General features: G+C 71.0%; 28 protein-coding genes. 23 read left to right on the top strand and 5 right to left on the bottom strand.

The window, feature by feature from the left end:
* Window positions 1-128 precede the first annotated feature (128 nt).
* The 9 genes from IG98_RS46775 (at window position 129) to IG98_RS44725 (ending at window position 11,069) form a co-directional block, all read left to right on the top strand.
* Entirely contained in the window at window positions 129-1,418 is a 1,290-nt protein-coding gene (locus tag IG98_RS46775; RefSeq protein WP_084195258.1) for a flavin reductase, read from the top strand.
* 40 nt (window positions 1,419-1,458) lie between these two features.
* A complete protein-coding gene (locus IG98_RS0110875; RefSeq protein WP_030909368.1) occupies window positions 1,459-2,736 on the top strand; it encodes an acyl-CoA dehydrogenase family protein in 1,278 nt (425 codons plus the stop codon).
* 38 nt (window positions 2,737-2,774) lie between these two features.
* Entirely contained in the window at window positions 2,775-4,214 is a 1,440-nt protein-coding gene (locus tag IG98_RS0110870; protein ID WP_030909364.1) for an aldehyde dehydrogenase family protein, read from the top strand.
* Between the two features lie 205 nt (window positions 4,215-4,419).
* Entirely contained in the window at window positions 4,420-5,853 is a 1,434-nt protein-coding gene (locus IG98_RS0110865) for an aldehyde dehydrogenase family protein (protein WP_030909361.1), read from the top strand.
* Window positions 5,854-6,131: 278 nt separating this feature from the next.
* Complete coding sequence (locus IG98_RS0110860) at window positions 6,132-7,658, top strand: ABC transporter substrate-binding protein (protein WP_157594267.1); 1,527 nt, start codon at window positions 6,132-6,134, stop codon at window positions 7,656-7,658.
* A complete protein-coding gene (locus IG98_RS0110855; protein WP_063766188.1) occupies window positions 7,655-8,608 on the top strand; it encodes an ABC transporter permease in 954 nt (317 codons plus the stop codon). Before IG98_RS0110860 ends, IG98_RS0110855 begins: the two co-directional genes overlap by 4 nt.
* A complete protein-coding gene (locus IG98_RS0110850) occupies window positions 8,605-9,432 on the top strand; it encodes an ABC transporter permease (RefSeq protein WP_030909352.1) in 828 nt (275 codons plus the stop codon). The genes IG98_RS0110855 and IG98_RS0110850 overlap by 4 nt, the downstream gene beginning before the upstream one ends.
* Window positions 9,425-10,339 carry an ABC transporter ATP-binding protein gene (locus IG98_RS0110845; protein ID WP_051751958.1) on the top strand — a complete coding sequence of 305 codons (915 nt, stop codon included), beginning with the start codon at window positions 9,425-9,427 and terminating at the stop codon, window positions 10,337-10,339. The genes IG98_RS0110850 and IG98_RS0110845 overlap by 8 nt, the downstream gene beginning before the upstream one ends.
* Complete coding sequence (locus tag IG98_RS44725) at window positions 10,332-11,069, top strand: ATP-binding cassette domain-containing protein (RefSeq protein ID WP_051751957.1); 738 nt, start codon at window positions 10,332-10,334, stop codon at window positions 11,067-11,069. The genes IG98_RS0110845 and IG98_RS44725 overlap by 8 nt, the downstream gene beginning before the upstream one ends.
* A gap of 3 nt (window positions 11,070-11,072) precedes the next feature.
* Here the strand turns inward: IG98_RS44725 and IG98_RS51880 are convergent, their stop codons facing one another.
* Window positions 11,073-11,222, bottom strand: a complete 150-nt coding sequence (locus IG98_RS51880; protein WP_211263950.1) for a hypothetical protein — start codon at window positions 11,220-11,222, stop codon at window positions 11,073-11,075.
* A 12-nt stretch (window positions 11,223-11,234) separates the two neighbouring features.
* Window positions 11,235-11,516, bottom strand: coding sequence for a Dabb family protein (locus IG98_RS0110835; RefSeq protein WP_030909697.1), 282 nt, complete (start codon window positions 11,514-11,516; stop codon window positions 11,235-11,237).
* An 88-nt stretch (window positions 11,517-11,604) separates the two neighbouring features.
* Between IG98_RS0110835 and IG98_RS0110830 the strand changes: the two genes are divergently transcribed.
* The 14 genes from IG98_RS0110830 (at window position 11,605) to IG98_RS52435 (ending at window position 22,910) form a co-directional block, all read left to right on the top strand.
* Window positions 11,605-13,239, top strand: a complete 1,635-nt coding sequence (locus IG98_RS0110830; protein WP_030909345.1) for a nitrilase-related carbon-nitrogen hydrolase — start codon at window positions 11,605-11,607, stop codon at window positions 13,237-13,239.
* Window positions 13,236-14,042, top strand: coding sequence for an oxidoreductase (locus IG98_RS0110825; protein WP_030909342.1), 807 nt, complete (start codon window positions 13,236-13,238; stop codon window positions 14,040-14,042). Before IG98_RS0110830 ends, IG98_RS0110825 begins: the two co-directional genes overlap by 4 nt.
* Complete coding sequence (locus IG98_RS0110820) at window positions 14,039-14,950, top strand: alpha/beta hydrolase family protein (protein ID WP_030909339.1); 912 nt, start codon at window positions 14,039-14,041, stop codon at window positions 14,948-14,950. Before IG98_RS0110825 ends, IG98_RS0110820 begins: the two co-directional genes overlap by 4 nt.
* Window positions 14,951-14,959: 9 nt before the next feature.
* Entirely contained in the window at window positions 14,960-16,102 is a 1,143-nt protein-coding gene (locus IG98_RS0110815) for an aromatic ring-hydroxylating dioxygenase subunit alpha (RefSeq protein WP_030909336.1), read from the top strand.
* The gene (locus IG98_RS0110810) at window positions 16,077-16,784 is read left to right on the top strand and encodes a hypothetical protein (protein ID WP_030909332.1); all 708 of its coding nucleotides are present in this window, start codon (window positions 16,077-16,079) and stop codon (window positions 16,782-16,784) included. The genes IG98_RS0110815 and IG98_RS0110810 overlap by 26 nt, the downstream gene beginning before the upstream one ends.
* Window positions 16,781-17,704: a hypothetical protein gene (locus IG98_RS0110805; RefSeq protein ID WP_030909329.1), complete on the top strand. Its 924-nt coding sequence runs from the start codon at window positions 16,781-16,783 to the stop codon at window positions 17,702-17,704. The genes IG98_RS0110810 and IG98_RS0110805 overlap by 4 nt, the downstream gene beginning before the upstream one ends.
* Complete coding sequence (locus tag IG98_RS0110800) at window positions 17,695-18,459, top strand: SDR family oxidoreductase (protein WP_030909326.1); 765 nt, start codon at window positions 17,695-17,697, stop codon at window positions 18,457-18,459. Before IG98_RS0110805 ends, IG98_RS0110800 begins: the two co-directional genes overlap by 10 nt.
* Entirely contained in the window at window positions 18,456-19,088 is a 633-nt protein-coding gene (locus tag IG98_RS0110795; protein WP_030909323.1) for a hypothetical protein, read from the top strand. The genes IG98_RS0110800 and IG98_RS0110795 overlap by 4 nt, the downstream gene beginning before the upstream one ends.
* On the top strand, window positions 19,085-19,828 hold the full coding sequence (locus IG98_RS0110790) for a maleate cis-trans isomerase family protein (RefSeq protein ID WP_030909320.1): 744 nt from the start codon (window positions 19,085-19,087) through the stop codon (window positions 19,826-19,828). Before IG98_RS0110795 ends, IG98_RS0110790 begins: the two co-directional genes overlap by 4 nt.
* Window positions 19,829-20,058: 230 nt before the next feature.
* Window positions 20,059-21,024: an alpha/beta hydrolase family protein gene (locus IG98_RS0110780; protein WP_063766187.1), complete on the top strand. Its 966-nt coding sequence runs from the start codon at window positions 20,059-20,061 to the stop codon at window positions 21,022-21,024.
* Window positions 21,025-21,119: 95 nt separating this feature from the next.
* A complete protein-coding gene (locus IG98_RS0110775) occupies window positions 21,120-22,025 on the top strand; it encodes a hydroxymethylglutaryl-CoA lyase (protein ID WP_245651487.1) in 906 nt (301 codons plus the stop codon).
* A 72-nt stretch (window positions 22,026-22,097) separates the two neighbouring features.
* On the top strand, window positions 22,098-22,316 hold the full coding sequence (locus IG98_RS52445) for an AMP-binding protein (RefSeq protein ID WP_030909307.1): 219 nt from the start codon (window positions 22,098-22,100) through the stop codon (window positions 22,314-22,316).
* Window positions 22,309-22,635, top strand: a complete 327-nt coding sequence (locus tag IG98_RS52440) for an AMP-binding protein (protein WP_030909303.1) — start codon at window positions 22,309-22,311, stop codon at window positions 22,633-22,635. Before IG98_RS52445 ends, IG98_RS52440 begins: the two co-directional genes overlap by 8 nt.
* Window positions 22,632-22,910: an AMP-binding enzyme gene (locus IG98_RS52435; protein ID WP_030909299.1), complete on the top strand. Its 279-nt coding sequence runs from the start codon at window positions 22,632-22,634 to the stop codon at window positions 22,908-22,910. Before IG98_RS52440 ends, IG98_RS52435 begins: the two co-directional genes overlap by 4 nt.
* A gap of 1 nt (window position 22,911) precedes the next feature.
* Here the strand turns inward: IG98_RS52435 and IG98_RS0110755 are convergent, their stop codons facing one another.
* The 3 genes from IG98_RS0110755 to IG98_RS0110740 form a co-directional block, all read right to left on the bottom strand.
* Window positions 22,912-23,511, bottom strand: coding sequence for a hypothetical protein (locus IG98_RS0110755; RefSeq protein ID WP_030909297.1), 600 nt, complete (start codon window positions 23,509-23,511; stop codon window positions 22,912-22,914).
* A 413-nt stretch (window positions 23,512-23,924) separates the two neighbouring features.
* Window positions 23,925-24,305, bottom strand: coding sequence for a poly(ethylene terephthalate) hydrolase family protein (locus IG98_RS55130; protein ID WP_483855310.1), 381 nt, complete (start codon window positions 24,303-24,305; stop codon window positions 23,925-23,927).
* 169 nt (window positions 24,306-24,474) lie between these two features.
* The gene (locus IG98_RS0110740; protein WP_037969803.1) at window positions 24,475-25,116 is read right to left on the bottom strand and encodes an isochorismatase family protein; all 642 of its coding nucleotides are present in this window, start codon (window positions 25,114-25,116) and stop codon (window positions 24,475-24,477) included.
* Between the last annotated feature and the right edge of the window lie 3 nt (window positions 25,117-25,119).

Genomic DNA, 25,119 nt, shown 5'->3' with positions numbered 1-25,119 from the left:
AGAGATTTCCCCATTGGAAACACGATCACCTCCATCTGGAAACACAGTCACCTCCGCGTTGACACCGGCCACGCAACATCGTTACCTTCAGCGGTACAACGTTTCCAACAGTGAAACAGTGAGGGGCAGTGGCTACTGACGGTGTTTCCTTCCGCGCGGTGCTGGCGCAGTGGCCGAGTGGCGTGGTCATCGTCACGACCGGCACCGCCGACGGCGAGTGGCACGGCATGACGGCCAGTTCGTTCTCCAGCGTCAGCGTGGATCCGCCGATGGTCCTGGTCTGTCTCGCGAAGACCAGCCGGACCCACCACCTGGTCGAGGAACGGGGAACATTCGCCGTCAGCATCCTCGGCAGGGACCAGGCGGCGCTCGGCCGCCGGTTCGCCGGGCAGGAGCCCGCACCGGACGGCCTGTTCACCGACGCGCGCTGGAGCACGGGCGTGACCGGCTCCCCGGTGCTCGCCGACTCGATCGGCTGGCTCGACTGCCGGGTCGCGCACGCCTACCCGGGCGGCGATCACACGATCTTCGTCGGCGAGGTGCTGGTGGCGGACACGCCCCGGCGGGTGGCTCCTGTGCTGTTCCACTCCCGGGCCTGGGGCCAGCTCGCCGACCCGCTTCCCGACGAGGTCGCCGTCGCCGACACCGGCCTGCTGTCGATCCTGCGCACCCGCGGTTACGAGGAGGCTCGGCTGTCCAGGATCTCCCGCGCGCTGCGCGCCGCGGGCACCAGGGTCCGGCTGTTCGACCCGTACGGCGATCCGCTTCCCGCCGACGACCTCGACCCGGTCACCGCCTCCGCGTTGATCGCGGAACCCACCCGGGTCCAGTCCGCCGTCCGCGCGGGTGCCGGGGTGGTCGAGTTCGTCGTCCCGGCGGAGGCGTACGGCGCCTCCGCCGCACGTGCGGGCGCCGGCCCGCCGGCTCTGGAGAGCGCGGCCGCGACCGTGGAGGCCGCCCGGCGGGCGGGCCTGACGACGGTCGCGCACATCACCGAGTCCTTCGCCGAGGATCGCGCGGAGGTCGTCGTGTCCGCGGTCGGAAGGCTGGCAGACCTCGGCTGCGACGAGATCGGACTGGAGGAGGGCAGACTCCCCGCCTCCCCGCTGCGGGTGCGCGAACTCCTGCGGGACGCCTCCGCCTCGGCCCGGTCCGCCGTCCTGCGAATCCGCCTGCGAGAGCGGAACGGGATCGGCATGGTCAACGCGCTGGTCGCGATGAAGAGCGGGATAGGGCACTTCGACACCACGCTCGGCGGAGTGGACGGCTCACTCCCCGGGGAGGACGTGCTCTTCCTGGCCTCCCAGCTGGAGGTCGCCAGCTCCGTCGACCGTACCGCCCTGGTCGCCGGCGCCACCGAGCTGGAGAGCTCCTGGGGTTCTCCCCTGCCCGGACGCACCTACCGATTCGTCAGTTGAACCCGTACCACCCGACTCCACCTGCCTGAGGGGGCACAACGTGACCGACAAGCTGACCGGCGAGCGTCTCGTCGACGACATGACCGATGCCGAGCGCGCCCGCGCCGCCCGGGTCGAGGCGGTGCTGCCCACGCTGCGCGCCGCCGCGGCCAAGGCCGACGAGGACGGCCTCTTCCCGATCGAGCACATCACGCTGCTGCGCGAGGCCGGGCTGCTCGGACTGGTGGTTCCCGAGGAGTACGGCGGGCTCGGCGGCACGCTGCGCGATCTGGCCGCGGCCACCTTCGCGATGGGTACGGCGTGCCCGTCCACGGCACTGGCCTACTTCTTCCACAACACCAGCGCCTCCCGGGGGCTGCTGCCGCTGGAGGCGATCGAGGCGGGTCTGTTCACCGACGAGGAGGTCCCCGTGGTGCGGGCCTTCGCCGAGAAGGTGCTGACCCGGATGGCGTCCGGGACGTGGCTGGCCAACTTCGCCTCCGAGTCGGTCAAGAGCTCCGGCGCCAACATCACCATCGCCACCACCGCCCGCCGTACCGAGGGCGGCTGGATCCTGGACGGCGAGAAGTCGTTCGGCTGCGCCACCGGGGTGGCCGACTACTACCTGACCACCGCCAAGCTGGAAGGGTACGACACGGCCGAGGGCCTGGTCACCTTCTTCGTGCCGCGTGACGCGCCGGGGGTCTCCGCCCGCGCGCCGTGGGATGGTCTGGGCATGCGGGCCACGGCCAACAACGGCATCCGGCTCGACGGTGTGTTCATCCCCGAGGACGAGGCGCTGACGATCCCCGGGGCGTTCACCCGGATGCTGCAGATGAGCCGGGGCAGCTTCGTCGGCAACCAGCTGGCCATCTCCGCCGCCTACACCGGGTGCGCGCAGAACGTCTACGACGTCGTGGTCGAGCAGCTCACCAAGAAGACCTTCGCCGACACCGGGCGGCCGATCGCCTCCAGCCCGATGCACCAGGTGCTGTTCGGCGACATGACGGTACAGCTGGAGACCGCCTACCTGTGGCTCCGCCGCCAGCTGCAACTGGAGACCTCCGAGCCGCCGCTGCGGTCCAAGCCCGAGGTGTTCCGGCAGTGGCGGATGGGCAAGGGCTCGGTCACCGAGGCGTGCTTCCAGGTCGCCCTCGGCGCGTTCAAGGCCTCCGGCACCTCCGGCGCGATGATGGGCGGCGTGGTCGGCCGCGCCCTGCGCGATCTCGCGATGGGACTGGTGATGACCTTCCCCGCCGAACGCGGCAGACTTGAGGCCGCCCAGATGGTCACCCAGGCCAAGGAGAACGAGCTGTTCGCCACCGCGGACCGTCCGTGACACGACCGGGCGCCCCCGAGAACAGCCCTGGAGCATCCATGATCGACATTCCCGAGGTCCAGGACCTGGTCGACGGCACCTGGGCCGCCTGTACCGACGACCTGGGCTTCGACCTGGAGGACCCCGCGACGGGCAGGCCGGTGACCCGGGCGGTGGGCACCTCCGCCGCCCGGGTCGGCGCGGCGCTCACCGCGGCCGAGAACACATCGGCCTCCTGGGCGGCGATCTCGTCCGAACGCCGGGCCGAGATCCTTGGCTCCGTCGCCGACGCGCTCGAAACGCGGATCCCGGCGATCGTCGCCCTGGAGTCCTTCGCCACCGGCGTGCCGATCCGCCAGACCGCCCCGCTGGGAATGATTATCGGGGGCGCGTTCCGGCTGGCCGCGGGACAACTGCGCGAGGGCCTGCTGCTCAGCACCGAGACCCGTGAGGACGGCCGCACGGTGGAGGTGCACCGGCTTCCCCTGGGACCCGCCCTGTGCCTGGTGCCGTGGAACGCCCCCGCGCCGATGGCGGCGCACAAGACCGCCAGCGCGCTCGCCGCCGGCTGCCCGGTGATCCTCAAGGTGAGCGAATACGCCCCCTACGGCTCCCAGCTGCTCGCCCAGGTCCTGCATGAGAAGCTCCCCCCGGGTGTCTTCCAGCTCGTCCAGGGCGGCCCGCGGACGGGCGAGCGGCTGGTCGGCGACCCGCGCGTCCGCGCGGTCTCCTTCACCGGTGGCCTGGCCGGGGGCCGGTCGGTCGCCGCCGCCTGCGCCGCCGGCCTGCGCCCGGCCCAGCTGGAGCTCGGCGGCAACAACCCCCTGGTGGTCCTGCCCGACGCCGACACCGAGACCGCCGCCCGGGCCGCGGCCGACCTGCTCACCACGCTCAACGGCCAGTGGTGCCGGGCACTGGGCCGCCTCATCGTGCCCCGCGACCGCCTCGGCGAACTCGTCGAGGCCGTCGGTGAGCGGCTGCGCGCGCTGCGCGCCGGTCCCCCGCTGGAGGAGGAGACGGACTTCGGCCCGCTGATCCACTCCGCCCATCTGCGGCGGGTCCGCGACGCGATCGCCGCCGCGGGGGGCCGGGCCGTGTCGTACGGGACCGTACCGGAGGACGGCAACTTCCTGGCTCCCACACTGATCACCGGCACCGACCTCGCCGATGAGATCTTCGGCCCCGCCGCGGCGGTCGTCCCCTACGACACCGTGGACGAGGCGGTCGGCCTGGCCAACGCCACGCCGTACGGGCTGGAGGGGTACGTCGTGGGAGCGGACGAGGAGCGGGCCCTCGCGGTCGCCCGGCGGATCCGGGCCGGCGAGGTGAAGGTCAACGGCTCCAGCATCATGAGCCTGCACCTGTCCACCCCGCGCCCGGCCTGGGGCCTGTCCGGCCTGGGCGAGGAGGGCACCCACGAGACCCTCCGTTTCTTCACGGGCGCCAGAGTCGTCGGGGTGGAGGGCGGTTTCGCCCTCCACGGGAGGCGGCAACCGTGAGGAGCGTGCCGGCAGCCGGGGCCGGTCCGGTGGGGTCTGCCATGACGCTCGCACCGGCCGGGGGCGCGGAGCCGCGCACCGGCCTGATCTCCTCCTCTCGTGACGCCCGCTGACCCGGGGCGGGGGCGCGTGCGGTCACGGGCCCGGGGCGGGCCCTCGTCTCGTCCGTACGACCGCGGGGCAAGAGTCCGCGCAGGGAGATCCGATGCGTGAGAACGTGATCGTCAGGGAGAATCCGGCTCGCGTCGACGAGCTCGTCGGAAGCGTTCCGGTCACCGACCCCGCCAGGGTGGACGAGGTCGTCCGCCGTGCCGACGGCGCGTTCCGCGAGTGGTCGCGGATCCCGGTCACGGAGCGGGTCGCCACCCTGCGGCACGCCGCCGACGCCGTGTCCGCCCGGCTGGAGGAGCTGGCGACGCTGCTGGCCAGGGAGACCGGCAAGCCGCTGGCCGACTGTCGCGGCGAGATCGGGTTCGCCGTCACGTTCCTGCGCTGGACCTGCGACCGGGCCCCGGCGGCGCTGGCCCCCCTGGAGGTCGACGACGCCGCCGGGCGGCTGGTGGTGCGGCGCAAGCCGTACGGGGTGGTGGGCTGTGTGACCCCGTGGAACGCCCCGATCATCCTGGCGATGCTCAAGCTGGGGCCCGCACTGGTGGCGGGCAACACGGTCGTGCTCAAGCCCGCACCGCTGGCGCCGCTGGCCGTCACCGAGATCGCGGCCATGCTGCCCGCCGTCTGGGTGATCCACGGCGGCGCGGAGACCGGCCGCGCACTGGTCGGTCACCGGCTCGTCCGCAAGGTCGCGTTCACCGGCGGCGAGGCCGCCGGGCGGGAGATCGCCGCGACGGCCGGGGCGATGATCACCCCCTCGGTGCTGGAGCTGGGCGGCAACGACCCGGCGGTCTTCCTGCCGGACTACACGCTGACCGACGCCGACTACGAGCGGCTGGTCATGGCCTCGTTCGCGACCAGTGGGCAGGTGTGCATGGCGGCCAAGCGGCTGTACGTGCCGCGGGCGCGGAGCGCGGAGTTCACCGAGGCCTACGTCGCGGCGGCCGGACGCGTCCTGGTGGTCGGCGATCCCCTGGATCCGGAGGTCACCATGGGGCCGGTCATCTCGGCCGGCGCGGCCTCCCGGATCCGCGCGCTGGTGGCGACCTCGGCGGCCGTGGGAGGCGGGACGGCGGTGCCACTGGGCCGATCCGCCCCCGGCCATGACCCGGGATCAGGATATTTCGTGACTCCGCAGCTGGTCATCGGCCTGGACGATCACGCACCGCTGGTGTCCGACGAGCAGTTCGGCCCGGCGGTCCCGCTGCTCGTCTACGACGACGAGGAGGAGGTCCTGGCCCGCGCCAACGCGGGTGAGCTGGGCCTGGGCGCCTCCGTCTGGTCCGCCGACGAGGAGCGCGCCTTCGCGCTGGCGGACCGGTTCGAGGCCGGGTTCGTCTTCGTCAACACGCACAACCGCACCGGCATGTCGCTGCGCGCGCCCTTCGGCGGGGTCAAGCGCAGCGGCTACGGCCGCGAGTACGGCGAGGAGGGACTGCTGGAGTACGTCCAGTCCACGGTCGTCCACGCCCCGGCCGCGTTCCGTCCCGGCGGAGGCGGTATGGCCGCGGGCGCCTACCCCGGCTGACCGCCCTCCCGAAGACAGGCCGCGAGCGTCCTGGGCGGCTCGGCCGGCCTGCCCCCGACGGCGCCGCGGCCGTCCAGTGGCCGCCGCGGCCCCTGCGGCTCGCCCTGCCTCCACGACCTCCGGTCATGACAGGTCACGGGCGTTCGGAGCGCTCCGCGGGAGAGGTCCCGGGGACCTCTCCCAACCGCGGGGCCACCCCCTTGACGATCCCCCAATCCCCTCTTAGGTTTCCTCTATTGGAACGGCGTATCTCATAGAGATACAGGAAAGGTGGCGTCGTGGAACTCACTCGCCGAAGGATCCTGCAGATGGGCGGGCTGGCTGCCGCGACGTTCGCCACCGGGTGCGCGACCACGCCGAAGACGGCTGGAACGGGAACGTCCGCGGCGGGAGCGGCCGACGCGCCGCTCGTCGTCGCCTCCTCGGCCATCACCAACTCCCTCGACCCGGCCGCCGCGCTCTCCAACGTGGGAGCCACCTTCAGCGCCCAGGTCTACGAACCCCTGCTCACATTCGGCGCGGACGGCAAGCTGGAGCCGGCTCTGGCCACCGCCTGGCGCGTCATCGACGAGCTCACGGTGGAGTTCACACTCCGCCAGGGGGTGAGGTTCCACCGCGGTGGAACCTTCGACGCCACCGCGGTCAAGGCCAACGTCGATCGGCTGCTCTCCGGCGATCCGACGTTCGCCTTCCGCGTCGGGCAGATGGGCACGCTCTCCGGTGCGGAGGTGGTCGCCCCGGACACCGTGCGGATCACGACGGACAAGCCTGACCCCATCCTGCTGAACCGGCTGGCCAGGCTGGCCATCACCGACCCGGCGATCTTCAAGGAGAAGCCGGGCAGCGTCGCCTCGGGCACCGGCCCCTTCAAGGTCACCGCCTACGCCCCGGCCAAGAGCATCGATCTGGAGGCGTTCCCCGACGCCTGGCGGAAGTCCGGGAGCGTCAAGATCGCCCGCATCGTCGCCATCCCCGACCCGGGCACGCTGACCACCGCGCTGCGCACCGGCGAGATCGACGGCGCGTACGGCCTGCCGCCCTCGGTCGCGGCGGAGATGGCCGGCTCGTTCGTCGTGAAGCCCGTCCCCGCCGGATCCTGCGCGATCCTGAGCATGATCGGCGAGGTGGAGCCCAAGCTGCGCGACAAGCGGGTGCGACTGGCGCTCAACCTGGCCGTCAACAAGGAGGAGTTCGTCAAGTCCGGGCTGTCGGGCTACGGCAAGGTGCCCAACGGGCAGCTGCTCCAGCCCGGCTACGTCGGTCACGAGCCCTCGTTGGAGGCCTTCCCACATGACCCCGAGCGGGCCAAGACCCTGCTCAAGGAGGCCGGCGCCGAGAGCCTGACCCTGAACATCGCCACCACCGCCCTCTTCAAGCAGCAGGCCGAGATCACCGCCGGCTACCTCGCCAAGGTCGGGATCAAGTGCGAGGTGGTCATCCAGGACCTGTCGAGCTTCATCACCTCGCTGCTGAAGAAGAGCGAGACCCCCCTGCTCTACTGGCAGACCGACTACGTCGACCTGCACGACATCTCCGGCGTCAACCGCCTCGGCCCGCAGCCCGAGGGCGTGCAGCGGCACGTGGAGGACGAGGAGTACATCAAGCTGTTCGCGAGCAGTCAGAGCGAGACAGACCCGGCCAAGCGGGAGACGGTCATCAAGGCGATGGCCAGACGGCTCCATGACGAGGCCGGGGTGGTCTTCCTGGCCTGGCCGCAGACGGTCTACGTGCACTCGTCCAAGTCCGACCTGACGCTCAACAGCGACGGCAACGTACTGCTCGCCGAATCCAGGAAGGGTGTATGAAATCAGACCGTACGGGCCCGCGCGTGCTGCGCGCGGGCGCGGTATGGCTGGTCCGGCTCGCCGTGACGGTGCTGGGTGTGCTGACCCTGCTCTTCTTCCTGCTGCGTCTGTCCGGTGATCCCGCCGCGGTCCTCGTGGGGCCCGGCGGCACCCTGGAGGACATCGAGCGGGTCCGCCGCGAACTCGGCCTGGACCTGCCGCTGTGGACGCAGTACGGCGCGTTCCTCGGCGATGTCGCCCGGCTCGACTTCGGCGTCTCCTCCTACACGGGGGAGCCCGCCATCTCGGCGGTGCTGGTCCGGCTGCCGCTCACCCTGCAGGTCGTCGGTGCCACGCTCGCGCTCGCGCTGCTGGTCGGCGTCCCGCTCGGCATGCTCGCCGCGGCCCGGGCCCGCCGTCCCTCCGGCCGGGCGATCACGGCGGGCGCGGCGGCCGCCCAGGCGGTCCCGAACTTCGTGCTCGGCATGCTGCTCCTGCTGGTCTTCTCGCTCTGGCTCGGCTGGCTGCCGAGCTACGGATCGGAGAGCCCGCTGCACTCGGTGCTCCCGACGTTGACCCTGGCCGCCTTCACCGTCGCCCGCGTCGTGCGGCTGGTGCGGGCCGGCCTGCTGGAGGCACTCTCGCAGGACTTCATCCGGACGGTCCGGGCCAAGGGCGGCAGCCGCCTGCGCGTGCTGGCGCGGCACGCACTGCCCAACGCCTTCCCGCCGGTGCTCGCCTTCCTCGTGGTCGACAGCGCCTACCTGTTGTCCAGCACGGTGATCGTCGAACAGCTCTACGCCTACGACGGGATCGGCAAACAGCTGGTGGACGCGATCTTCCAGCGGGACTACCCGATCGTGCAGGCGACGGTGTTCGTGGTGGCGGTACTGGTGGTCGCGGTCAGCGCGGTCGGCGACGTGCTCGGCGCGCTCGCCGACCCCAGGGTCAGAAGGGAGGCGGCCGGATGAGGCCGTCGGTGCGGATCGCGTTGGCGGGACTGGTGCTGATCGCGCTCGCCGTGGCGGTCGGGCCGCTCCTGCTCGGCGTGGACGCGCTGGAGCAGGATCTGCCGGCCAAACTGGCGCCGCCGTTCTGGATGGAGGGCGCGCTGGCCGGTCATCCCCTCGGTACCGACCAGCTCGGCCGCGATCTGCTGGCGCGCGTCCTGGTGGGCGGGCGGACCTCGCTGCTGGTGGGCTTCGCGGCCAGCACCCTGGCCTGCGCGGTGGGAATCGTGGTGGGGCTGCTCTCGGGCTACCTCGGCGGCTGGATCGACCGGCTGATCATGGGGCTGGGCGACCTGTGGATCGCCTTCCCCTTCCTCGTGCTGGCGATCGCGACCATCGGTGTCGTGGGCTCCTCGACCCCTGTTCTGATCACGCTGCTCACCCTGGCCGGCTGGGTCACCTCCGCCAGGGTGACCCGGACGATCGTCAAGCAGGTCAGGGGAGAGGACTACGTGGCGGCCTCGGTCGGTGCGGGCGCCGGTCACCTGAGCGTGCTGACCCGGCATCTGCTGCCCGCGGTGGCCGGCGCCAACCTGGTGATGTGGACCTTCGTGGTCGGCACGATGGTGCTCGTCGAGGGCGGCCTGTCCTTCCTCGGTCTGGGCGTGCGTCCCCCCGCCCCCTCCTGGGGCACGATCCTCAGCGACGGGCGCGAACTGCTGGAGACGGCCTGGTGGATCCCGCTGTGGCCGGGACTGGCGCTCACCCTGACCGTGCTCCTGGTCAACCTGCTGGGCGACGGACTCCGTGACGCCCTCGACGTTCGGATGGACGACCATGCTTGAGGTGAAGGACCTGGTGGTGACCGCCGGCGACGTGCGGATCGTGGACGGCGTCTCCTTCGAGGTACGGCCGGGCGAGGTGCTCGGTATGGTCGGCGAGTCGGGCTCCGGCAAGACGATGACCATGCTCGCGGTGGCCGGTCTGCTGTCCGGCCCCGCCAGGGTCGCCGGGGGGACGGCCGTCCTGGACGGCACCGAGCTCACCGCGGCCCGGCTCGAACGGCTCAGGGGACGCCGGATCGGCTTCGTCTTCCAGGACCCCGCGACGTCGCTCAACCCGCTCATGCGGGTCGGCACGCAGATCTCGGAGGTGCTGCGGATCCACGGTGTGAGCCGCAGCGAGGCGCGGCGGCGGGCCGCGGAGCTGCTGGAGCAGGTCGACCTCGGCCCGGAGCGGGCCGGGAGGTATCCACACGAACTCTCCGGCGGGCAGCGGCAGCGGATCGTGATCGCGATGGCCATCGCACTGCGGCCGTCGCTGCTGATCGCGGACGAGCCCACCACCGCTCTGGACGTCACGGTCCAGGAGCAGGTCATGCGGGTGCTGCGTACCGCGCAGCGGGAGACAGGAGCGGCGACCGTGCTCGTCAGCCATGACCTCGGCCTCGTCGCCGAGGCCGCGCACCGGATCGCGGTGATGTACGCCGGCCGCCTGGTAGAGACGGGAACCGTACAGGAGGTCCTCGGCACGCCCCGCCACCCCTACTCCGCCGCGCTCATGCGGTCCCGGCCGCGGGTCGGCACGGGCCGGGGGCCGCTGCCGGTGATCCCCGGGTATCCGCCCGCGCCGAAGTCGCGACCACCCGGCTGCGCGTTCCATCCCCGCTGTCCCGTCACGCTCGACCGCTGTGCGAAAGAGACCCCGCCGCTCGTCGGCGGCGTGGCCTGCTGGGCGGTGCGGGATGACTGAACCGCTGCTCCGCGTCACGAACCTGTCCAAGAGCTACGGCGCGCTGCGCGCGGTGGACGGTGTGACGTTCGAGGTCGACCGGGGCGAGACGCTCGCGATCGTGGGTGAGTCCGGCTGCGGGAAGTCGACGCTGGCCCGGTGCGTCGCGCGGCTGACGCAGCCCACCGGTGGGAGCGTGCGCCTGGACGGGGTGGAGCTGGCCCCTCTGTCACGCCGGCGGCTGCGCCCGCTGCGGTCCCGTTTCCAGCTCGTCTTCCAGGATCCCTCCACCTCGCTGAATCCGCGCTGGACGGTCGGGGAGATCGTGCGGGAGCCGCTGCGTCTGCAGGACGTACGCGGGGACGTGCCCGGCCTGCTCTCCGAGGTGGGTCTGGACCCGGAACTCGCGGGTCGCCACCCGCACCGGCTCTCCGGCGGGCAGCGGCAGCGGGTGGGTATCGCGAGGGCGCTGGCCCTCTCCCCCGACCTGCTGGTGCTCGACGAGCCGGTCACCGCCCTGGACGTCTCGGTGCAGGCCCAGATCATCAACCTGCTGCTCCGGCTGCAGGAGGAGCGCGGCCTGGGCTACCTGTTCATCTCGCACGACCTGGCAGTGGTGAGCGCCGTCGCCCATCGGGTCGCGGTGATGCACGCCGGTCGGCTGGTCGAAACAGGGCCGGCCGAGCAGGTGCTCGGCCGGCCCTCGCACGACTACACCAGGGCACTGGTCGCGGCCGTCCCCGGTGCCTGACCGCTACGCGCGGGCCACGACCGGACGCGCGAGACCGTAGTGCCCGCGAAGGGTCCGGCCCTCGTACTCGGTACGGAACAGGCCCCGGCGCCGCAGCTCCGGCACCACGTGGTCGACGAAGTCGTTCAGGCCGCCGGGCGGCGTCGGGGACACGGGCCGCCCAGATCACGGAACATGGTCCACCACGGCACGAGCTTCGAGCCTCGGACGGAGCCAGCCCGCCACCTCGAGGTGCGCCGGATGTCCCTGGTAACCGCGCAGTTCGTCGAGGGACTCGTGCCGCGTGATCATGCACAGGTCGTAGGAGACCGGCGACCCGACCACGTCCAGCCAGACGGTGAGATCCCGGATCTGCTCGACCCTGCCTCCCATGCCCTCCAGCAACTCTTTCGCCTTCGGCGCATCCCTCGGATCGACGAACTTCATCAGCACCACATGGGTCAGCACGATTGACTCCTAGACATTTCCTCCGGTTTCGCGAGATCCTATGTCTAGGAAACACTGTTTCTCTAGCCGTAACAGTTGAGGAGTGCAGATGGTACGTGTCGCCGCGGCGCAGTTGGAGGCAGGCCGTGACCCGGCCGTCAACCTGGCTGCCTGCCTGCGTGCGATCGACTCGGCCGCGGCCCAGGGGGCCGAGCTGATCGTGCTGCCCGAGTTCTGCAACCACCTGTCCTGGTACGAGGACCGCGCGCACGCCCGGCGACTGGCCTGTCGCCACGGGGACCCGTTTCTCACCGCTATCTCCGAGCGGGCCGCCAGACACCGCGCGTATGTCAAGATCGGTGTCACCCTCGCCCGGGAGGACGGGCGCACCACCGGCGCCTCCCTGCTCTACGGCCCGGACGGTGCCCTCCTCGGCGAGGCCGACAAGCAGACCCTGATGGGCGCGGAGAACGACCACCTCGATCCCGGGACGGCCGTGGGCCCGGTGATCTCGACCGAACTCGGGCGGCTCGGCATGTACGCCTGCATGGAGGGCGTGATCAGCGAGGTCACCCGCGGGCTGGCGCTACGCGGTGCGCAGGTGCTGCTCAACAGCCTGAACTCGTTCGCCGTGGACGAGGCGAGCCTGCACATCCCGGTCCGCGCCGCGGAGAACAAGGTGTGGGTGGTCGCCGCCAACAAGGTCGGGCCGCTGATCCCCGCCGACATGCTGGAGTCCGTCGGCGCCGGGCTCGGCGTCCCGCCGGAGTGGCTGCACGGCGCGGGCGAGAGCCAGATCGTCGCCCCGGACGGCACGGTCGTGGCCAGAGCACCGCGGACCGGCGAGGCCGTGGTCGTCGCCGACATCGACGTGCCCCTCGCCGACTCCAAGCTCCGCCCCGACGGCACGGACATCCTCACCGCCCGCCGCCCCGCCCTTTACGGACCGATCGCCGCCGAGCCCCGCGGCCGCCGGGCACCCGCCGGAGCCGAGCGCCTGACCGCGGCCGTGGTCAGACCCCGCGACGAGCCGGGCACCGCCGAAGAGCTCATCGGGCAGGCGGCCGCGGGCGGAGCGGAACTGATCGTGCTCCCCGAGCTGTGCGGGGTGAGCGCCGAGGAGGCGGCGCGAGCCGTCCGCGGGACCGCGGCGCACGTGGTGCTCAGCGAGATCCGCCAGGGGGCGCACGAGGGACTGCTGATCTCGGGCGAGGGGGTCGTGGGACGGCAGCGGGCCCTGCACCCCGTCACCCGGCACGCCGGGCGGGTCACCTCGCTGGGCGACGGCCTGGAGATCTTCGAACTGCCCTGGGGCCGGCTCGCCGTCATCGTCGGCGACGACGCCCTGTTCCCCGAGACGTTCAGGCTGGCGGCGCTGGCCGACGCGGACGTCGTCGCGGTGCCGTTCACCCCGTCCGAGGCCTGGGAGCTGGAGTACGGCCTGCTGGAACGGGCCGCGGAGAACCGGCTCAACGTCGTAGCCGCCGGCCACGACGGACCGGCCGGCCTGGCCGGGGCCATCTTGGCCACCCCGCGCGACTTCACCCTCTGGACCGCCTGGGAGGGCCCGTTCAGCGGCCGCATCAGCCACCCGATCGTCACCCCGGTCAAGAACGGCGACCACGTGGTACGCGCCGACGTCTACCCGGCGCAGGCCGTCAACCGGCACGTCTCACGCGGCACCGACCTGGTGGACGGCAGGCCGTGGCGGCTGGTGGACGCACTTCAGGAAGGAACGTCATGAAGGAAACCTTGCAGTACGTCGAGCAGATGCTCGACGAGTCTCCGACCATCGACGTCACCGAGACGTTCGAGCGGTTGCAGACGGTGCTCGCCGAACTCAAGGCGAAGATCGACGCCAGGTTCGAGCTGACCCGAGACCCCTCCAGCGAGGAGTTCGACAGCTACGGCACCTATCCTGAGGGGCCCGGCGGCCGGATCGAGGCCTACACCGGGCCGGAGATCGACTGGATGGTCCACTCCTGGCTGGGCAACCCGAAGGCGAGCTTCGCCAACCTGCACCTGACCGTCTGGCTGGGCCCGCAGGTCAACGTGCCGCACCTGGGCATCGCGCTGCTGGTCTGGCCGGAGGGCTGGTTCTACCAGGACTTCATCCCGCGGGTGAATCTGGTCGAGCAGGGTGAGCACTACGACCGCCACTATGCGCCGCTGGACGCCGACTGGCTACGGTTCAAGGAGGAGAATCCGGACTTCACCTGGTTCACCAGCCGGGCCGGGTTCATCCGCGAGAGCCTGTCCTCCAACGCCTACTGCTACTCCTTCCCCCGCGCCCAGCAGCACATCGACGCGGTCCGCGAGCTGCTACACGCCCGCGTTGACGACTGGCTGCGCTGGGTGGACGAGGCGGAGCCGGTGCCCGAGGCCGACCGGCCCGCGTTGGCCGCGACCGACCTGGCGATCCGGCGCAACATCGCCGATCGTGACCCGGCCAACGTGATGGGGGTGCGCTACTTCGGCGAGGAGATGACCGGCAGACTGGTGCGGGCACTGTGGGGCGGCGACCGCGTGCTGCCGAGGCCCACGTGATCCGATCGCTGTGGTGGGCGGCGAAGACCGGCGGCGAGTCTCCGTTCGACACCGCGCACCTGAAGGTGTACTACCCGGCCGAACCGGACGGCGACCGGCTGACCGGGGTGTTCCGGCCTGCAGGCGGGCCGTACCCGGTGGTGCTGTTCCTGTCCGGGATCAACGTGGGTCAGGACGCCTACCGGTGGCTCGCGACCGAGATCGCGACCGCCGGGTTCGTCTGCGTGACCTTCGACCGGGTGGGCGAGTTGTTCGGCGGCGAGTACGGGCTGACGCCCGGCGTCGACCTGGACGCCGCCCGGCCCGGAAGCTACGGCTCGCGCCCGACCTGCCCGGCGATCCCGGCGGTCCTGTCCGCGCTGGCCGAGATCGACCTGCTGAAGGGCGCCGTCGACCTGGAGCGGGTCGCACTCGGCGGGCACTCGGCGGGCGGCTCCCTGGTCCTGCAGTCGGCCCGGTACTTCCCCGAGGTCAAGGCCGTGTTCGCCTATGGCGCGCACACCATGGTGGCCACCATGCTGGGCTGGCCCGCGGGAACCGTGGTACCCGCCCAGGTGGACTGCCCGGTCCTGCTCTCGGTCGGCACCAGAGATGGCGTGATCATGGGCAGCTCGGATCGGTACGGTCAGGAGGAGCACCCCGCCGATCCCGTCACCCGCACCTTCGACGAGGCACTTCCCGACCGGGACGGCTCCAATCTGCTGGCCGTCATCGAGGGGGCCAACCACTTCGGGATCGCCGACCCGGTGGATCCCACCGCCGCACGGGCCTTCCTGGATCTGCCGGCCAGTACCGAACCTCAACCGGCCCTCACTCAACTGATCACTACGTTTCTACGAACACACCTGTGCGGTGACGGCCACGCCCGATCGGAACTCGATGGCCTGCCTGGCCTACGACGCCGCTAGGAGAAGGACATGCTGAAAAATTTCTGGTACGCGGTCGAGTTCGCTCACGAGGTGGGGCGACAGCCGCGCAAGGTGACCTGCGTCGGGCAGGACTTCGTCCTGTGGCGGCGCAGAAACGGGCAGGTGGCCTGCCTATCGGACCTGTGCGTCCACCGCGGCGCCGCGCTGTCGATGGGTTACCTGGTCGACGAGGAGCGCATCACCTGCCCTTACCACGGGTGGGAGTACGAGCCCGACGGGACGTGCGTGAAGATCCCGGCCAACCCCGAGGGCAGGGGCATCCCCCGCAAGGCACGGGTGGACTCCTACCCGGTGGCCGAGAGGTACGGGATGGTGTGGATCTTCATCGGCGATCTGCCCGAGGAGGAGCGGCCGCCGATCCCGCACATCCCCCAGCACGACGATCCGGCGTTTCGGGCCGTCTACTGGCAGACGACGGTGGAGGCCAACTACGAGCGCACGCTGGAGAACGTCGTCGACGCGGCGCACACACCGTTCGTGCACGGAACCGCGTTCGGCAACCCCGACAAGCCGGCGATTCCCGACTACGAGATCACCGGTGACGACTGGCACGCCGAGGCCGACATCCTGCTCAGCCCGCCGCTGCCCAAGGGCCTGTGGGGCGCGCTGGCCAGACGCAAGGAACGCGCCGAGCACGTCACGGTCAGCAACGGCTGGTACCTGCCCAACATCGTCAAGTTGCACGTACGGCTGCCGTTCGGCGACCTGATCCTCTACGACCACAACATCCCGCTCGGCCAGAACCGGACACTGGTCAAGATCGTCGGTTACCGTAACTTCTTCACCGGCGCGTGGGCCGACGCCAACGCGATGAAGCGCATCAGCAGGATCTTCGAGCAGGACCGCCCGGTCGTCGAGAACCAGCGGCCCGAACTGCTGCCCTTCGACCTGTCGGCCGAGCTGCACCTGCGCAGCGACGCGCTCCAGGTCGCCTACCGCCGCCGCCGTCAGCAGCTGATCGACCAGGGCTGGTGGATCGGCGGCGACGACATCATCACCGGTGACGGGCCGCGCAGGGAGGCCACCGTCGTGCCTTCCCCCGCCCGTCGCGACAACCCCGAACTCGCCCGCGCCTGGGTGCACAAAGCCCGAGGAGAAAAGATCGATGAGTCTGCCCGCATCGCTAAATGAGCGCGTGCTCGACCGCCTGATCGCCGCCACCGAGCTGACCCCGCTTGCCGACACCGAGCTGACCAGCCCGATGTCGCCCGCCCCGGTGGGCCGGCTCCGTACCTTCTCCCCGGCGGCCCCGGCGGGCACCGGCCTGGAGAAGGTGGTGTCGGTCAGCCTGGTGGTGCCGATGATCAAGCTCGACAGTCACATGATCTTCGCGTTCACCGGGCCGGAGTCGGCGGTGCCGCACTTCACGCTGGACGCGGTCGCCTCGGCCGACTATCACGCCATGCACCTGGACCTGATTCCCCGCCTCGAACTGGCGACCCATCTGGAGTACCTGGACGCCTGCTTCTTGCCGCTGACGGAGCCGCTGGAGGCCGCCTGGAAGATCGACGGCGTCTCCCCCGCCGCGATCGGCCCCCGCCAGCGGGCGATGATGTCCCCCTGGATGGTGGTCTGCCGGGCCACCGAGGATGCCTTCGCGAAGCTCGGCCCGACCGTCGACACCTACCTCGACCACTGGCTGAGCCTGCTCGACACCGGTGTGCCGGATCAGGGTGACACCGACCTCGCCGCCCGGGACACGGCCAACCGGGCCAACCTGTTCAGTCCGGAGGTGGACCCGGTCTGGCACCAGGTCACCCGGCTCATCGGCGCGGAACAGTCCGACCTCGTACGTGGAGAACTGATCTCGTGACCGACACGACGCAACCCAGCGAATGGCAGCGGCGCATCGCCGGAGAGTGGCACGGCCGCCCCTCCCTGTTCGACGCCACCGGCACCTGGCAGGGATACGAGGACATCCGCCGCTCCTCGGACTTCGTCGACGGCGTGACCACCTACTACATGGACGGCGGCCTGGAGGGCGGCGGCCCCCTGGCCGGAAGGTTCCGGCTGGGTGCCCCGTTCGCGTTCGGCGTCGTCGACTCCGACGCCAACCGGGTCTACACCGGCCCCGACTTCTACGGCACCGGCCAGCCGTACGGTTCCTTCGTCGACTCCCACTACTACGGCCCCGGCTGGCAGGTGGACCTCAACACCTGGAACCAGGTCCTCGCCGACGAGGACATCCAGGTCTACTCCTCGATGCTCTACCAGGGTCCCGCCGTGGTCGGCTGCTTCAACGGCCTCTACACCCGGGACCCCGCCAAGGTGGCGGACTGGCTGGCGGCCGAGACCCGGAACGGGCCGGTGCCCCACATCCTGCCCACCAAGACCCCGGGCGCCTTCTCCGGCACCTGCGAGGTCTTCGGCGCCGACCAGAAGCCGCGCGGCACCGTGGACGTCACGGTCGAGGTGGAACCGCTGGATCTGCTGCGGGCCCGCCACCACGTCACCTGGTCCGGAGCCCTGGACCGCCGCCACACCGTCGAGGTGCGGCGTGACGGCTTCCGGTCCTTCTACGAGGGTCCCGAGGCCTGGGGCAACGCGCAGGCGTACGGCAGGGCGAACTACTCGAGCCTGCACTTCCGTGACGTCTGGAAGCTCAAGGGCCGCGAGTTCATGATCGACGCCACTCCGGGGATGAGCGCCGGCAAGACGATGGCGGTCGTCTACGAGTTGTTCGACGGCAACGTGCTGTCCGCCGTCGTCCACGGGGTACTTCGATGGTCGTAGTCGTGACGGGCGGCACCAGGGGCATCGGGCTCGGGCTGGTCAGGGAGCTCCTCTCCCGGGATCAGCGAGTCGCCTTCTGTGGCCGTACCGACGAGTCCGTCAAGAAGGCGCTGGCCGCGCTGGACAGCGATCGGGTACTGGGGATGGCGGCGGACATGGCCGACCGCACCCAGGTTCAGGCGCTGTGGGACGCGGCCGTCGACCGGTTCGGCTCCGTCGACATCTGGATCAACAACGCCGGGATCTCCCAGACACGCGCGCCGCTCTGGGAGCTCCCGGCCACCGAGGCGTCGGCGGTCGTCGACGTGAACCTGACCGGTGTGGTCAACGGCAGCGCGGTCGCCATCACCGGGATGATCGAGCAGGGCCGCGGCCACGTGTGGAACATGGAGGGTCTGGGCAGCGACGGCCGTACGGTCGCCGGTCTGTCCGTCTACGGCGCGAGCAAGCGGGCGGTGACCTACCTCACCCTGGCACTCGCCAAGGAGGTGCCGCCCGGTGTCTCGGTCGGCCTGCTCAGCCCCGGCATGGTCGTCACCGACCTGCTCACCCACGACTACACACCGGATGAGCTGGCCAAGGCCGCCCGGATCTTCAACATCCTGGCCGACCGGGTCGAGACCGTCACCCCGTGGCTCGCGGAGCAGGCGCTGACCCGGACCCGCAACGGCGCCCACGTCCGCTGGCTGACCCAGGGCAAGATCCTCGCCCGGTTCGCCTCGGCCCCCTTCTCGAAACGCCGGGTGATCCCGTGATCGAGTACCCCGTCCCCCTCGCGGTGGAGGACTTCGTCCCCGTCGTGCTGACGACGTGCGGTGTCACCCTGCTCACCCGGCATGTGGACGCCAGATCCCGGCCGGGTGTGTTGCTCGCCGCGGTTCTCATCTGCGCCGGCGGGCTGGCCAAGGCGTCATGGAAGCTCACCGTCGCGCTCGGCGGCCCGGACGTGACCTGGCTGGAGCAACTGCTGTTCCCGCTGCTCACCGCCGGGTTCGGGCTGCTGGCCTGGATCCTGGTCAGCCACCACCACTCCCGGACGCCCCAGTGGATCCCGCCGCTGGTGATCGGCCTGTCCCTGCTGTGCGCGGGTGGCGCCGCGCTGGCCGGGGGCATGCTGCCACTGCTGGTCAGCACCACGGTCTTCGCCACTCTCAGTGGCGTCCACCTGATCCTGGCCGCCCAGCGGAACCGCGACCCGCTCACCGCCGCCCTGTTCGGCCTGCAGCTCCTGGGGTTCTTCATCCTCAGCCCGCTGGCCGCCAGGCCCGACCAGACGCTGGCCCTGCAGTGGGTCGAACAACTGTCCAACAGCGCGGCACAGGCCGGGTTCGCGATCGCCGCGTTCCGGCTGTGCCGCCCCCGACGGCTGGAGGCCGTACGATGACCGACGCGCTCGGCTGGCGCCGCAAGTTCGGCGTGATCGCCCCGTCCACCAACACGATCGTGGAGCCGGACTTCTACCGGATGACCGTTCCCGGGGTCACCGCGCACTTCAGCCGCATCCACATCCACGACCAGAACATGGCCGGGAACGAGGGCATGGAGCGCCTGCTCGACCAGATCCGCGAGGAGATCGGCTCGGCCTGCGAGCGGGTGATGACCTGCGAGCCGGACTACATGGTGATGGGCATGTCCGCCGAGACCTTCTGGGGCGGTGTCGAGGGCAACCGGCAGTTCGTCAAGCAGATCCACGACCTCACCGGCCTGAAGGTGGCGACCGGCGCGGAGGCGTGCGAGCGGGCGCTGAACCTGTACGGCGCGCGCAAGCTCGGCGTGGTCACCCCCTACCAGCCGGTCGGCGACGAGAACGTGGTGCGCTTCTTCTCCGAGATCGGTTTCGACGTGGTCGCCATCGAGGGTCTGAAGTGCCCCACGGCCGTGTCGATCGCGCACGTCACCGAATCCACCCTGCGTGAGGCGCTGATCGAGGTGAACTCCCCCGACGTGGACGCGATCGTGCAGTGTGGCACCAACCTGTCCATGGTCGGCCTGGCCGACGAGGCCGAGCGGTGGCTCGGCAAGCCGGTCATCGCCATCAACGCCGCCACCTGGTGGATGGCACTGCGCGACAACGGCGTCGAGGACAAGGTCTACGGCGCGGGCCGGCTGCTGCGCGAGCACTGAGGGCCCGGCCTCGACCACCTCACCCCGGCCGCGCGAACACCAGGGACCCGCCTCCCTGCCACCCCACTCCCGCCGCGCGAGCACCGAGGGCCCGGCCTCGACCACCTCACCCCGGCCGCGCGAACACCAGGGACCCGCCTCCCTGCCACCCCACTCTCGGCACGGGAGTGCCGAGTACGGTCCCCGACCGTCTCTTCCCCATGCCATACATCACCCCCACTGGAGGAAGCATGTCTATTTCCACTAAATCCACTCGGCGGATTCGCGCCGGGCTGGTCGCCGCGGCGCTCACCGTGGCGACCGCGCTGACGCCGTCGGCGGCCCTCGCCAACGGCGCCACCGCGTCCACCGCGTCCACCTTGACGTCGCCCTCCTGGGTCGGCCAGTACGAGACGCAGATCGGCAACGACCCGGCCACCGTCTACTACCCGGCCACCCAGACCCCCCTGCCGGTCGCCCTGCTCCTGCAGGGCGCGAACGTGCCCAAGGAGAGCTACGGCGAATTCGCCAAGATCGTCGCCGGCTTCGGCTTCGCCGTGGCCGTCCCGAACCACCAGCGCACCGTCGGCCCGGTCTCCGGGCTCTTCCCCGAGCAGTCCCAGACCAACGCCGCCGCGACGTGGGCGGCGGCGGAGAACGCCCGCGCGGGCTCCCCGGTGGCCGGACGGCTGGACGCCAACCGGCTGGTCCTGCTCGGGCACTCCTTCGGCGGGGCCGCCGGGCTGTTCGCCATCGGCAACACCTGCACGGTCCCGTTCTGCTTCGGGCCCGTCTACCAGCGCCCCGCGGCGCTGCGCGCGGCGGTGTTCTACGGCGCGAGCACGGCGACGCCCGGCGGCGGCGCCGTCCCGATCGCCAACGCCGGGGTACCGGTCGCCCTCGTCCAGGGCGGCCTGGACGGCAACAACCTGCCGGCGGCGGCCCTGGCGACCTACAACGGTCTCAGCGCGGCGCCCAAGGCGCTCATCACGGTGACCGGCGCCAACCACTTCGGTCTCACCGACACCCAGACCCCGGCCGGTGCCGTTCCCGACGCCACCCCGCAGACGCTGACGCAGGAGGAGAGCATCGACGCCGCGGCCAAGTGGAGCGGGCTGTTCCTGCGTGCCTCGCTCGGTGACACCCTGGCCGCGGCCTACGTCTACGGCTTCGGCGACGCCTCCGACCCGAAGGTCACGGTGATCTCACAGCGCTAGTTGCATACAATTTTCTAATAAAATCTCAAAAATTACTGTATATATAGATTTATTGCATACAACACTGATACACCTGGAACATGTCTTCTCCCCGCATGAACATCGTTGAGGTGGGGCCCCGGGACGGTCTGCAGAACGAGGCCGTCCCGGTCGGCACCGACGCCAAGGTGGCCTACATCGAGGCACTGGCCGACGCGGGCCTCACCCGCATCGAGGCGGTCAGCTTCGTCCACCCCCGCCTGGTCCCCCAGATGGCCGACGCCGAGCAGGTGATGGCCCGCGTCCCCCGGCGCGACGGGCTCAGCTACATAGGCCTGATCGTCAACGGGCGCGGCCTGGACCGGGCCCTGGCCGCGGGGGTGGACGAGGTCAACGTCACGATCGTGGCGACCGAGACCTTCTGCCGGCGCAACCAGGGCATGACGGTCGCGGAGGCGCTGGACTCCTTCGCCGGGATCGCCGACCGCGCCCACGCGGCCGGGCTGCGGGTCACCGCGACCGTCGGGGCGGCCTTCGGCTGTCCCTTCGAGGGCGAGGTGGCCCCCGGCGGCGTGGCCGAACTGGTGCGGCGGTGCGCGGACACCGGGGCCGACGAGATCGCGCTGGCCGACACGATCGGCGTGGGCGTGCCCGCCGACGTGCGGCGGCTGACCGGGGCCGTACGCGAGGTCACCGACCTGCCGCTGCGGTTCCACTTCCACAACACCCGCAACACCGGCTACGCCAACGCGCTGGCCGCGGTCGAGGCGGGCGCCACCGCACTCGACGCGAGCAGCGGCGGGATCGGCGGCTGCCCGTTCGCCCCGGCGGCGACCGGCAACATCGCCACCGAGGACCTCTCCTACGCACTGCGCCGCTCGGGCATCGCCACCGGCGTCGACCTCGACCGACTGCTCTCAGCCGCCTCCTACATCGGTGAGCGGCTCGGCGCGCCGCTCCCGGCACTCCTCGGCCGCGCGGGCGACTTCCCGCCCGCCCCGGATACCCGAACTCTCGACTGACGAGCGCGTCCCACCCGCGACATGCTATCGATAATGGAAAAATGTTTCTCCATACGAAACACGAGGGGCCCTATGCGGCTTTCCATCGCCGGCGGGATCCGCGAACTCGCCGCGGCCACCCCCACGACGGTCGCGCTGGTCGACGGCGACCGGAGACTGACCTACCGCGGCCTGGACGACCGGTCCAGCCGCCTGGCGAACGCCCTGCTGGCCGCCGGACTGCGGCCGGGTGAACGGGTCGCACTGCTGCTCGGCAACCGGATGGAGTATCCGGGGGGTCGGGGTGCATGAGCTGTACGGCTCGACCGAGGCCGGGATCATCAGCGACTGCCGCCCGGCCGACGCCCGCGACAAGATCGGCTCGGTGGGCCGCCCGTGGTTCATGACCGAGGTCAGGGTGGTGGACGACGAGGGGAACCCCGCCGACCGGGGCGAACTGTTCAGCCGCTCGCCCTACCTGATGAACGGCTACCTGGACGACCCGGCCGCCACCGCCGCCTGCACCACCCCCGACGGGTTCCTCACCAGTGGCGACATCGTCGAGCGCGACGAGGACGGCTTCATCTACATCGTCGACCGCAAGAAGGACATGATCATCCCTGCTGGGTGAACATCGCCCCGCGCGAGGTCGAGGAGGTTCTGATCTCCTTCCCCGGCGCCGCCGACGCCGCCGTCGTGGGCCTGCCCGACGAGCGATGGGGCGAACAGGTGGCCGCCTTCGTGGTCACCCTGCCCGGCGCCGCGGCCGACGCCGAGGCACTGGCGGCGCACTGCCGCACCAGGCTGGCCGGCCCCAGGCTTCCCCGGCGGGTCGAGTTCGTTCCCGCACTACCCCGCAACGCCGCAGGAAAGATCCTCAAGCGCGAGTTGCGTGACAACAGTTGACTCAGACCGCCCCTCGTCCGCCATCGTGGGCGCCCGTCGCCGCGATGGCCGCGATCAGTACGGCCTCACCCGCGTTGCCCAGGACGGGCAACGCCACGGCGGCACCCGCGGTCGCCAGGAGCGCGGCCGCGCCCAGGAAAAGCCAGGGCGCGCGCCACCGCACCCACAGCACGAGCCCCGCGACCAGCAGGATCACCGTGGTGACCAGCGCCGGGACCGGCGGGCCCGACGCATCCGCGGAAACATAACGCAGGGTGTCCGACCACCATCGGGGCTCCAGCCTCAGATCCACCAGGCCCACCACCTCGAAGACGATCAGAACACCGGCGAGGCCCCACGCCGGAACGACGAGGCCGCGGCGCACGAGAACCGCCCCGTGGACGATGAGGAGCGGGGTGAGAACGGCATGGACGGCGAAGCGTCCGGTGTTGAGCGCCTCCAGCCCCGGTCCCTCACCGATCAGCCGCCCGGCTCCGACGACCGCCGAGTCGTAGGCGACCCCCGTCGCGACCGCGAACGGGATCCACCGGCCTGATCGTGCCAGCCATATGGCCAGGGCCACCTGGATCAGGGCCAGCCCGCCGTACAGGAGCGAGATCACAGCTCGTGGCCGACGACGGCTCCGGCGGCGAGCCTGGGAGGGATCTGCCCCTCAGGCTCTTTGGGTGGCCCTTTGGGCGCCGAAACGGCCCCATGGCCGATGGGCTCCACCTGCACGACCCTGTCCGGCACAGTCGCCTCCTAGATGTTTCCTCCGGTTTCGCGAATCCTATATCTTGGAAACATTGTTTCTCTAGAGGTAACACGAGTCCGGACGGGCCTTCGTGCCGGACCTGTTCGTGCCCGGCATGTGGCCGCCGACCCTGCACCCGCCCCGAGCCGAGGCGGGTGCGCCGGAGCGCCGTTACCGGACGCCGAGGAACTGAACGTCCGGGTCGGTCTGGGCGGCCGTGCCCCAGACCGTGTCGTACTGGGCGGTGTCGTCACGGAGGTAGTACAGCAGCCAGGCGGTGGTCACCCGGCGGGTGATCGAACCGCTGTCGCAGCCGAGGCCGCCGGAGTCGGTGAAGCCGCAGTGGAAACCGCCGACGATCGTACGCAGCTGCTTGGGAGCGAGCTTGGCGTGTAGATGGGGATCTGGTGACCCGACGGGCCCGCGACGGTGTCGCCCGTGCCGGCGACCAGCTGCATGGGAACCGCCGTGGTGGCCGCGGCGGTTACGGCCGAGGGATTGGTCTCGGCCGCGGCCAGGTTCGTCACCGTCCGCACCGCCGAGTTGCGCGCGGTGGCCAGCACACTGGCGCCGCCGCCCATCGAGTGCCCCGACAGCCCCAACCGGTCGGTACGCACGTGGGCGTTGAACCGTGACCCGGCGACGCTGTTCTGCGCCACCATCCAGGTCAGCGCGGCGTTCAAGTCATCAGCGAAGGCGCTGTGACTGGGAAGCAGGCCACCCTGCGAGGTCGTCATGGCGCGGCCTGTCCGTGCGCGGGGACCGGCGACCGCTCCCCGCACACGGACAGGCCGCAGACCCGGCCGGTGTCACCGGCCGGGTGGGTGATCCTCACACGGTCGGCGGCCCCTGCACGGTCCGCGGCGGAGCGAACCGTTCCAGTACTGCCGCCTCGTCCCACACCTCGCCGTACTTGGCCTGGATGTCGAACAGGTTGGCCTCGTGCGGCCGGAGGTCGCGATCCCCGACCGCCTGCCGCACCACGACCGGCACGAACCCGTGCTGTATCCCGTCGACGGCGGTGGCGCGCACGCAGCCGCTGGTGGACACGCCCGCGATGACGAGCGTGTCCACCCGCAGCGCGTTGAGCGTCGAGGCCAGCACCGTACCGAAGAAGGCGCTCGCGTACTGCTTGACGATCATCGTCTCCCCCGGTCCGGGCGCGACCTCCGGCATCAGCTCGCCGAGCGGCCCGCCACCGTCCACCAGGTGGCGCAACGGGGCCACCTTGCGGAAGAACAGGCCGCCGTCGACGCCGTCAGGACCGAACGCGACCCTGGTGTGGATCACCGGAACGCCCGCCGAACGGGCGGCGGCCAGGACCCGCGCGGCCGAGTCCAGGCAGTCGCGCGACCCCATGTAGAGCTCGGCGCCCGGCTCGAAGTAGGCGCGCATCAGGTCGATGAGGATCAGCGCCGGACGCTCCCCGAACGGCAGGGAACGCCCGTACACCTCGTCGTGGTCCCTGATCACATG

Origin of the sequence: Streptosporangium amethystogenes (genome assembly GCF_000721075.1) — a bacterium.
Taxonomy (GTDB): Bacteria; Actinomycetota; Actinomycetes; order Streptosporangiales; family Streptosporangiaceae; genus Streptosporangium; species Streptosporangium amethystogenes.
Note: the sequence above shows the minus strand (reverse complement) of the source record. Positions and strands in the feature narration are given on the sequence as shown.

Excerpts from the sequence above, each read along its gene's own strand:
- IG98_RS0110870 (WP_030909364.1), top strand. The coding sequence starts at position 2,775 with ATGATCGACATTCCCGAGGTCCAGGACCTGGTCGACGGCACCTGGGCC.
- IG98_RS0110865 (WP_030909361.1), top strand. The coding sequence starts at position 4,420 with ATGCGTGAGAACGTGATCGTCAGGGAGAATCCGGCTCGCGTCGACGAG.
- IG98_RS0110855 (WP_063766188.1), top strand. The coding sequence starts at position 7,655 with ATGAAATCAGACCGTACGGGCCCGCGCGTGCTGCGCGCGGGCGCGGTA.
- IG98_RS0110850 (WP_030909352.1), top strand. The coding sequence starts at position 8,605 with ATGAGGCCGTCGGTGCGGATCGCGTTGGCGGGACTGGTGCTGATCGCG.
- IG98_RS0110845 (WP_051751958.1), top strand. The coding sequence starts at position 9,425 with ATGCTTGAGGTGAAGGACCTGGTGGTGACCGCCGGCGACGTGCGGATC.
- IG98_RS44725 (WP_051751957.1), top strand. The coding sequence starts at position 10,332 with ATGACTGAACCGCTGCTCCGCGTCACGAACCTGTCCAAGAGCTACGGC.
- IG98_RS0110830 (WP_030909345.1), top strand. The coding sequence starts at position 11,605 with ATGGTACGTGTCGCCGCGGCGCAGTTGGAGGCAGGCCGTGACCCGGCC.
- IG98_RS0110825 (WP_030909342.1), top strand. The coding sequence starts at position 13,236 with ATGAAGGAAACCTTGCAGTACGTCGAGCAGATGCTCGACGAGTCTCCG.
- IG98_RS0110815 (WP_030909336.1), top strand. The coding sequence starts at position 14,960 with ATGCTGAAAAATTTCTGGTACGCGGTCGAGTTCGCTCACGAGGTGGGG.
- IG98_RS0110810 (WP_030909332.1), top strand. The coding sequence starts at position 16,077 with ATGAGTCTGCCCGCATCGCTAAATGAGCGCGTGCTCGACCGCCTGATC.
- IG98_RS0110800 (WP_030909326.1), top strand. The coding sequence starts at position 17,695 with ATGGTCGTAGTCGTGACGGGCGGCACCAGGGGCATCGGGCTCGGGCTG.
- IG98_RS0110790 (WP_030909320.1), top strand. The coding sequence starts at position 19,085 with ATGACCGACGCGCTCGGCTGGCGCCGCAAGTTCGGCGTGATCGCCCCG.
- IG98_RS0110780 (WP_063766187.1), top strand. The coding sequence starts at position 20,059 with ATGTCTATTTCCACTAAATCCACTCGGCGGATTCGCGCCGGGCTGGTC.
- IG98_RS0110775 (WP_245651487.1), top strand. The coding sequence starts at position 21,120 with ATGAACATCGTTGAGGTGGGGCCCCGGGACGGTCTGCAGAACGAGGCC.
- IG98_RS52445 (WP_030909307.1), top strand. The coding sequence starts at position 22,098 with ATGCGGCTTTCCATCGCCGGCGGGATCCGCGAACTCGCCGCGGCCACC.
- IG98_RS55130 (WP_483855310.1), bottom strand. The coding sequence starts at position 24,305 with ATGGTGGCGCAGAACAGCGTCGCCGGGTCACGGTTCAACGCCCACGTG.